This is a genomic window from Escherichia sp. E2562, from assembly GCF_005781075.1.
Lineage (GTDB): Bacteria > Pseudomonadota > Gammaproteobacteria > Enterobacterales > Enterobacteriaceae > Escherichia.
The window spans coordinates 84,418-93,075 of record NZ_VATM01000009.1 but is presented as its reverse complement, the minus strand read 5'-3'; the positions used below and the strand labels follow the sequence as shown (position 1 = coordinate 93,075).

The window sequence follows — 8,658 nt, the reverse complement described above, 5'->3', positions numbered from 1 at the left end:
TTTCCGAATGCGCGTTTTTTATTCTTTATGCTTATTTCGACGCCGATCTGTTGGTTAATTGAGCGATTTCTCGGGCGAAATTCGCGACCTGCTCCCAATCGGTATAGACAACCTCTTTGCGCGTATCTGTTTCTCCGCCTGACATCTTCATAATCAGCTTGATCATAAAGCGGTCGTACCAACGATAGCGTGGATAACGCAGCGCCCCGGCAATAACGGCACAGCGATCGGGGCGCCATTGTGAACTCATCAGAAACTTTCGTGCGTAGCTGTTGGTCTGCACAGTCCGCTTCTCCGGCTTGCGTGCCACCAGGTTGACGGAGTAAAAGGCGCTCGGCATTGAGTTCAGCCGGGTGGCATGCTTTTTGACAAATGCCTGGAACGCAGAATGGTAATGACCGTAGCGAATAGAAGCGCCAATCACCACGCGATCGTAGTTTTCCCATTGTGGTTCTTCAATGCGGTGCACATTGGCGACATCCGCCTGGATCCCCAGTTCTTTCAGTTCCGAAGCCAGGTAGGAGGCAATCTCGCGCGTTTGTCCGTCCCTTGTTGAGAAAAGAATTAATGTTTTCACGTATTACTCCATCATTCACGCCAGAAAGTCGGGGTAAAGAGCACCAGCAATGTAAAGACCTCAAGACGACCAAACAGCATGTTGGCAATCAGGATCCATTTAGCCACCGGGTTCATGCTGGTAAAGTTATCAGCAACCACGCCAAGCCCTGGCCCCAGGTTATTCAATGTCGCAACAACCGAGGCAAAGGCAGAAAAGTCATCCACGCCAGTGGCGATTATCGCCAGCATACTGACAATAAACACCAATGCATAGGCGGAGAAAAATCCCCAAACGGCTTCGAGGATACGTTCCGGCAGTGCGCGATTCCCCAGCTTAATGCTATAGACGGCGTTCGGATGCACCAGTCGTTTCAGCTCACGGTTCCCCTGTTTGAACAGCAGCAGGATGCGGATCACTTTCAGGCCACCGCCCGTTGACCCGGCGCAACCGCCGATAAAAGCTGAACATAAAAGCAGTACCGGCAAAAAGAGCGGCCAGCGGGCAATGCTATCAGTCGTAAACCCGGCGGTTGTCGCCATCGACACCACCTGGAAAAATGCCTGGTTAATTGTCATCAGCGCCGAACTGTAGACATTATGAAACCACAGCACGAGGGTACAAATAACCACCAGCGTAAACTGTACGCCGATAAACATGCGAAATTCCGGATCGCGCCAGTAGACCTTCAGACTACGCCCACTTAACAGTGAAAAGTGCAGACCGTAGTTACAGCCGGAGATCAGCAGGAAGATAGCAATGATAGTGTTAATAGTCGGGCTATCGAAATAGCCAACGCTGGCATCATGCGTCGAAAAGCCGCCAATAGCGATTGTCGCAAAGCTATGACCGATGGCATCAAAGGCATCCATTCCAGCAAACCACAGCGCCAGTGCACAGGCGACGGTCAACAAGACATAAATCAACCACAGGGTTTTCGCCGTTTCCGCAATTCGCGGACGCATTTTGTTATCTTTCAGCGGGCCGGGCATTTCCGCGCGATAGAGCTGCATCCCACCAACGCCGAGGATAGGCAGTATCGCAACCGCCAACACGATGATCCCCATCCCGCCAAACCATTGCAGCATCTGGCGATAAAAGAGGATTGCGTGAGGGAGCGAATCCAGCCCCACCAGCGTAGTGGCCCCCGTGGTGGTCAGGCCGGAGAAAGATTCAAAAAACGCATCGGTGATCGTGAGGTTCGGGCTTTCCGAGAAGATAAAAGGGAGCGCACCGACGCTACCCAGCACGGTCCAGAACAGCACCACGATCAGAAACCCTTCACGGGATTTCAGTTCGCCCTTCTCTTTACGGTTAGGCCACCACAACATGGAGCCAATAGCGAGGGCGACAAAAAAGGTCTGGGTAAATGCGCGGCCCGCCCCATCCCGGTAGATGAGTGCTACCAGCCCAGGGATAATCATTGTCCCTGAGAATAAGATGACCAGTAGTCCAACGATTCGGGTAATGGCGCGAAAATGCATCTCTGCCGCTTCCTTAGTTCTGCAAAACGAAGTGGGGATTATTCTTCAATCGCTAACAATTGCAATGAACCACGGCTAAAATCCGCCAGCTTTGCGGAAAATTCAGCCAATTTCGCTGCTGGAAGCGCCACCCGCAGCAGAACGAATGCCTGATAATCACTGTTGATAATTTTGCCGTCACACTGCCCCAGCAACGCTTCAATGCCGGTTAACTGACTATATTCACATTGCAAAGTATATTCGGTTAATGGCGTCTTGCGTTGGGTCGTTAGCTGGCGCAGCGCCTGATTCACGCCGCCGCCATACGCTTTCACTAACCCACCGGTGCCGAGCAATATGCCGCCGTAGTAGCGCACCACCACAGCGGTAATTTCCCCGACGCCGCTGCCCATCAGTTGGGCGAGCATCGGTTTACCTGCCGTTCCCGCCGGTTCCCCGTCGTCAGAGAAACCCAGCTGTTGAGAATCATCCGGCGCCCCCGCCACCCACGCCACACAATGGTGGCGGGCATCGGGGTGTTCTGCCCGCACCGATTCAACAAACGCTTTCGCCGCCTCAACGCCATCGGTATGCGCCAACATCGTTATGAAGCGGCTCTTTTTGATCTCTTCAACGACCGTGACCGGTGCCGCAGGAATTAACCAGCTTTCCATCACGCCAGTTTCAGATCCCGGGTCATGTTTTCCACGTTATTTTCGTGGATCACCACGTTGTCTTCGATACGAATGCCGCCAAACGGTTTCAGTGCTTCAATTTTCTGCCAGTTGAAGTGTTTGCTGAACTGCCCTTCACGCCACGGTGCCAGCAGCGATTCGATGAAGTAGATACCCGGCTCAATGGTTAATACCATGCCCGGCTGGAGAATACGGGTGCAGCGCAGGTACGGATATTTTGCCGGTGCCGCGAGGTGCGTACCGCTATCATCCTGCATAAAACCTGCTACGTCATGCACCTGCAGGCCCAGCGGATGGCCGATACCGTGCGGCATAAACGGTCCGGTGAGATCGTTTTCGACCATCGCTTCTTCACTCATATCGGTGATGATTTGATGTTTACGCAGCAGTTTGGCAATGCGCTGATGGAACTGGATGTGGTAATCCACATAGCTGACGCCTGCTTTCATGGTGGCGATCAGCGCCAGTTGTTCATCATTAACGTCTTTCACCAGCTGTGCGTAGTCGTTGTCGCTTTTTGCCGACCAGGTTCGGGTCAGGTCAGCCGCATAGCCGTTATATTCTGCCCCGGCATCCAGCAGGAAGCTACGCATCTCTTCCGGTGCCTGATGGTCCAGTTTGGTGTAATGCAGCACCGAAGCGTGTTCGTTGAGCGCCACAATGTTGCTGTAAGGTACGTCGGTATCACGATGACCGGTCGCGGTCAGATAGGCAATGTTGATATCGAACTCGCTCATGCCAGAACGGAACGCTTCTTCTGCCGCGCGATGACCGTTGACCGCCATTTTCTGCGCTTCACGCATACAGGCCAGTTCGTACTCGGTTTTGAAGGAGCGGTAGTAATGCAGGTAGTCGATCACCCCTTTCGGGTTGATATTGCTGGCCTCAATGCCCAGTTGCAGCGCACGTTCCGGCACCGGACCGATATAACCAATATTGCCGCGCGCAGCAGGCAGCAGGCTACCAATGCCATCGGCTTTCGGCAGCGCGATCACGTCCACATCTTCAGTCCAGAAGGCGGTCGGCAGCGGTTCGACGTTGTGCCAGTAATCAACTGGCAGATAGAACCACAGTTTCGGCTTGTTCACGCCATCCACCAGCAACCAGCAGTTTGGCACCTGAGTTACCGGCACCCACGCTTTGAATTGCGGGTTCACTTTAAACGGATAGGGATGATCGTCGAGAAAAACATTGAACAGCTCGCCGGAGTGAATAAGTAATGCATCCAGCTTGAAGCGCGCCAGCGCATCGCGAGTCCGTTCTTGTAAGGTAGCTATATGATTTTTATAGAGCGAGGCCAGTGATTCCATTTTTTACCCTTCTGTTTTTTTGACCTTAAGTCTCCGCATCTTAGCACATCGTTCATCCAGAGCGTGATTTCTGCCGAGCGTGATCAGATCGGCATTTCTTTAATCTTTTGTTTGCATATTTTTAACACAAAATACACACTTCAATGCATCTGGTACGACCAGATCACCTTGCGGATTCAGGAGACTGACATGCTTTACAAAGGCGACACCCTGTACCTTGACTGGCTGGAAGATGGCATTGCCGAACTGGTATTTGATGCCCCAGGTTCAGTTAATAAACTCGACACTGCGACCGTCGCCAGCCTCGGCGAGGCCATCGGTGTACTGGAACAGCAATCAGATCTAAAAGGGCTGCTGCTGCGTTCGAACAAAGCAGCCTTTATCGTCGGTGCTGATATCACCGAATTTTTGTCCCTGTTCCTCGTTCCTGAAGAACAGTTAAGCCAGTGGCTGCATTTTGCCAATAGCGTGTTTAATCGCCTGGAAGATCTGCCGGTGCCGACCATTGCCGCCGTCAACGGCTATGCGCTGGGCGGTGGCTGCGAATGTGTACTGGCGACCGATTATCGTCTGGCGACGCCGGATCTGCGCATCGGTCTGCCGGAAACCAAACTGGGCATCATGCCGGGCTTTGGCGGTTCTGTACGTATGCCACGTATGCTGGGCGCTGACAGTGCGCTGGAAATCATTGCCGCCGGTAAAGATGTCGGCGCGGATCAGGCGCTGAAAATCGGTCTGGTGGATGGCGTAGTCAAAGCAGAAAAACTGATTGAAGGGGCGATGGCGATTTTACGCCAGGCCATTAACGGCGACCTCGACTGGAAAGCGAAACGTCAGCCGAAGCTAGAACCGCTAAAACTGAGCAAGATTGAAGCCACCATGAGCTTCACCATCGCTAAAGGGATGGTCGCACAAACGGCGGGGAAACATTATCCGGCACCCATCACCGCAGTAAAAACTATTGAAGCTGCGGCCCGTTTTGGTCGTGAAGAAGCATTAAATCTGGAAAACAAAAGTTTTGTCCCGCTGGCGCATACCAACGAAGCCCGCGCACTGGTCGGCATTTTCCTTAACGATCAATATGTAAAAGGCAAAGCGAAGAAACTCACCAAAGACGTTGAAACACCGAAACAGGCCGCTGTGCTGGGCGCAGGCATTATGGGGGGCGGCATTGCTTACCAGTCTGCGTGGAAAGGCGTGCCGGTTGTCATGAAAGATATCAACGACAAGTCGTTAACCCTCGGCATGATCGAAGCCGCGAAACTGCTGAACAAGCAGCTTGAGCGCGGCAAGATCGATGGTCTGAAACTGGCTGGCGTGATCTCCACGATCCACCCAACGCTCGACTACGCCGGGTTTGACCGCGTGGATGTTGTGGTAGAAGCGGTTGTCGAAAACCCGAAAGTGAAAAAAGCTGTACTGGCAGAAACCGAGCAGAAAGTACGACCGGATACCGTGCTGGCGTCTAACACTTCAACCATTCCTATCAGCGAACTGGCCAAAGCGCTGGAACGCCCGGAAAACTTCTGCGGAATGCACTTCTTTAACCCGGTACACCGGATGCCGTTGGTAGAAATTATTCGCGGCGAGAAAAGCTCCGACGAAACCATCGCGAAAGTCGTCGCCTGGGCGAGCAAGATGGGCAAAACGCCGATTGTGGTTAACGACTGCCCCGGATTCTTCGTTAACCGCGTGCTGTTCCCCTACTTCGCGGGTTTCAGCCAGTTGCTGCGCGACGGCGCGGATTTCCGCAAGATCGACAAAGTGATGGAAAAACAGTTTGGCTGGCCGATGGGTCCGGCATATCTGCTGGATGTCGTGGGCATTGACACCGCCCATCACGCCCAGGTGGTGATGGCTGCAGGTTTCCCGCAGCGGATGCAGAAAGATTATCGCGATGCCATCGACGCGCTGTTTGATGCCAACCGCTTTGGTCAGAAGAACGGCCTCGGTTTCTGGCGTTATAAAGAAGACAGCAAAGGTAAGCCGAAGAAAGAAGAAGACGCCGCCGTTGACGATCTGTTGGCAGAAGTCAGCCAGCCGAAGCGTGATTTTAGCGAGGAAGAGATTATCGCCCGCATGATGATCCCGATGGTCAACGAAGTGGTCCGCTGCCTGGAAGAGGGCATTATCGCCACTCCGGCAGAAGCGGATATGGCGCTGGTCTACGGCCTGGGCTTCCCTCCGTTCCACGGCGGTGCGTTCCGCTGGCTGGACACCCTCGGCAGCGCAAAATACCTCGATATGGCACAGCAATATCAGCACCTCGGCCCGCTGTACGAAGTGCCGGAAAGTCTGCGTAATAAAGCGCGTCATAACGAACCGTACTATCCCTCGGTTGAGCCAGCCCGTCCGGTTGGCGACCTGAAAACGGCTTAAGGAGTCACAATGGAACAGGTTGTCATTGTCGATGCAATTCGCACCCCGATGGGCCGTTCGAAGGGCGGTGCTTTTCGTAACGTACGTGCGGAAGATCTCTCCGCTCATTTAATGCGTAGCTTGCTGGCGCGTAATCCGGCGCTGGAAGCGGCGGCCCTCGACGATATTTACTGGGGCTGTGTGCAGCAGACGCTGGAGCAGGGTTTTAATATCGCCCGTAACGCGGCGCTGTTGGCTGAAGTACCACACTCTGTCCCAGCGGTTACCGTCAACCGTCTGTGTGGTTCATCCATGCAGGCACTGCATGATGCAGCACGAATGATCATGACTGGCGATGCACAGGCATGTCTGGTTGGCGGCGTGGAGCATATGGGCCATGTGCCGATGAGCCACGGCGTCGATTTTCACCCCGGCCTGAGCCGCAATGTCGCCAAAGCGGCGGGCATGATGGGCTTAACGGCAGAAATGCTGGCGCGTATGCACGGTATCAGCCGTGAAATGCAGGATGCCTTTGCCGCGCGGTCACACGCCCGCGCCTGGGCCGCCACGCAGTCGGGCGCATTTAAAAATGAAATCATCCCGACCGGTGGTCACGATGCCGACGGCGTATTGAAGCAGTTTAATTACGACGAAGTGATTCGCCCGGAAACCACCGTGGAAGCCCTCGCCACGCTGCGTCCGGCGTTTGATCCCGTCAGCGGTACGGTAACGGCGGGTACATCTTCTGCGCTTTCCGATGGTGCAGCTGCCATGTTGGTGATGAGTGAAAGCCGCGCCCGTGAATTAGGTCTTAAGCCGCGCGCCCGCGTGCGTTCGATGGCGGTCGTCGGTTGTGACCCGTCGATTATGGGTTACGGCCCGGTTCCGGCCTCAAAACTGGCGCTGAAAAAAGCGGGGCTTTCTGCCAGCGATATCGGTGTGTTTGAGATGAACGAAGCCTTTGCCGCGCAGATCCTGCCGTGCATTAAAGATCTGGGGCTGATGGAGCAGATCGACGAGAAGATCAACCTCAACGGTGGCGCGATCGCGCTGGGTCATCCGCTGGGCTGTTCAGGTGCTCGTATCAGTACCACGCTGCTGAATCTGATGGAGCGCAAAGATGCCCAGTTTGGTCTGGCGACGATGTGTATCGGTCTGGGTCAGGGTATTGCGACGGTGTTTGAGCGGGTTTAACCACTTGCCGGATGCGGCATAAACGCCTTATCCGGCCTACGGTTCAGGACTATTTGTAGGCACGATAAGACGCGCTAGCGTCGCATCGGGCATTGTTTGCCGGATGCGGCATAAACGCCTTATCCGGCCTACGGTTCAGGACTATTTGTAGGCACGATAAGACGCACCAGCGTCGCATCGGGCATTGTTTGCCGGATGCGGCATAAACGCCTTATCCGGCCCACGGTTCAGAACTATTTGTAGGCCTGATAAGACGCGCAAGCGTCGCATCAGGCATTGTTTTCCGGATGCGACATAGATCCAAATGCCACTGTATAAAGTTTTAGTTGCCGTTCTTCCCGCCTGTCAGGGGCGGGTTTTTTATGGCTTAGATAAACGCAAACGCATCGCCAAACAGGCGATCTTCCCGCGCATTACGCTCATTGCAGAACAGGTCACGGGCGATTTTCGCCATCTCAAAGCGGCCAGCGATATAGATATCATGCTCCGCCAGCGTACCGTGATCCTGCAATACCGCCGTTAACACGGTGCCAGTACGTCCACGCCAGCCCGCTTCCGGTTGTTCAACTACCGGCACCACACGCAAACCAGGATGCTTCAGAGAAAGCGCCTCAAGCTCGGACAGATCATAAAGATGTTGCTCTTCACGCCCGCCCCAGTAAATGGTGATATCGCGATTGGGATTACGTGCCAGCGCTGTCAGCAAAATCGAGCGCGCATAAGAGAACCCCGTGCCGCCCGCAATCAGAATCATCGGGCGTTCTTCATCATCGCGCAGCCACGCTTCACCGTGGGGAATATCCACCACGATTTGATGATCTTTAAGGATGCGATCCATAACGGCTTTGGCGTAGAGATTGATCTCCGAAGCGCCAATGTGCAGCTCAATGAAACCTTGTTCATTCGGCGTCGAAGCCATTGAAAACGGGCGTTTGTCGCGCTCGTCCATCACCACCATCAAATACTGACCAGCACGAAAAGAAAAGGCCGCGTCTGGCACGATGCGGACACGATATACGGTATCCGTGATAGCTTCTACCGAGGTCACTTTACAGCTTAAGGTTGTCATGCGCTTTCTCTGT

General features: G+C 54.1%; 7 protein-coding genes. 2 read left to right on the top strand and 5 right to left on the bottom strand.

The window, feature by feature from the left end; all coding sequences use genetic code 11:
- Positions 1–31 precede the first annotated feature (31 nt).
- Genes hemG through pepQ form a run of 4 tightly spaced genes read right to left on the bottom strand, consistent with a single transcriptional unit; the run spans position 32 to position 4,024 of the window.
- Positions 32–577, bottom strand: a complete 546-nt coding sequence (gene hemG / locus FEK43_RS15080; RefSeq protein ID WP_130209490.1) for a menaquinone-dependent protoporphyrinogen IX dehydrogenase — start codon at positions 575–577, stop codon at positions 32–34.
- Positions 578–588: 11 nt separating this feature from the next.
- Positions 589–2,040 (bottom strand): Trk system potassium transporter TrkH, encoded by a 1,452-nt coding sequence (gene trkH / locus FEK43_RS15075; protein ID WP_000545680.1) that lies wholly within the window; start codon positions 2,038–2,040, stop codon positions 589–591.
- 38 nt (positions 2,041–2,078) lie between these two features.
- Positions 2,079–2,693, bottom strand: a complete 615-nt coding sequence (locus FEK43_RS15070) for an IMPACT family protein (RefSeq protein ID WP_135408375.1) — start codon at positions 2,691–2,693, stop codon at positions 2,079–2,081.
- Positions 2,693–4,024: a Xaa-Pro dipeptidase gene (gene pepQ / locus FEK43_RS15065; protein ID WP_130261222.1), complete on the bottom strand. Its 1,332-nt coding sequence runs from the start codon at positions 4,022–4,024 to the stop codon at positions 2,693–2,695. Before pepQ ends, FEK43_RS15070 begins: the two co-directional genes overlap by 1 nt.
- 189 nt (positions 4,025–4,213) lie before the next feature.
- Here pepQ and fadB point away from each other — a divergent pair, with 189 nt between their 5' ends.
- On the top strand, positions 4,214–6,403 hold the full coding sequence (fadB, locus tag FEK43_RS15060) for a fatty acid oxidation complex subunit alpha FadB (protein ID WP_135408372.1): 2,190 nt from the start codon (positions 4,214–4,216) through the stop codon (positions 6,401–6,403).
- A gap of 9 nt (positions 6,404–6,412) precedes the next feature.
- Positions 6,413–7,576, top strand: a complete 1,164-nt coding sequence (gene fadA / locus FEK43_RS15055; protein ID WP_130209482.1) for an acetyl-CoA C-acyltransferase FadA — start codon at positions 6,413–6,415, stop codon at positions 7,574–7,576.
- A 367-nt stretch (positions 7,577–7,943) separates the two neighbouring features.
- On the opposite strand, the gene fre is transcribed toward fadA, so the two are convergent.
- Complete coding sequence (gene fre, locus FEK43_RS15050) at positions 7,944–8,645, bottom strand: NAD(P)H-flavin reductase (protein ID WP_130209480.1); 702 nt, start codon at positions 8,643–8,645, stop codon at positions 7,944–7,946.
- Between the last annotated feature and the right edge of the window lie 13 nt (positions 8,646–8,658).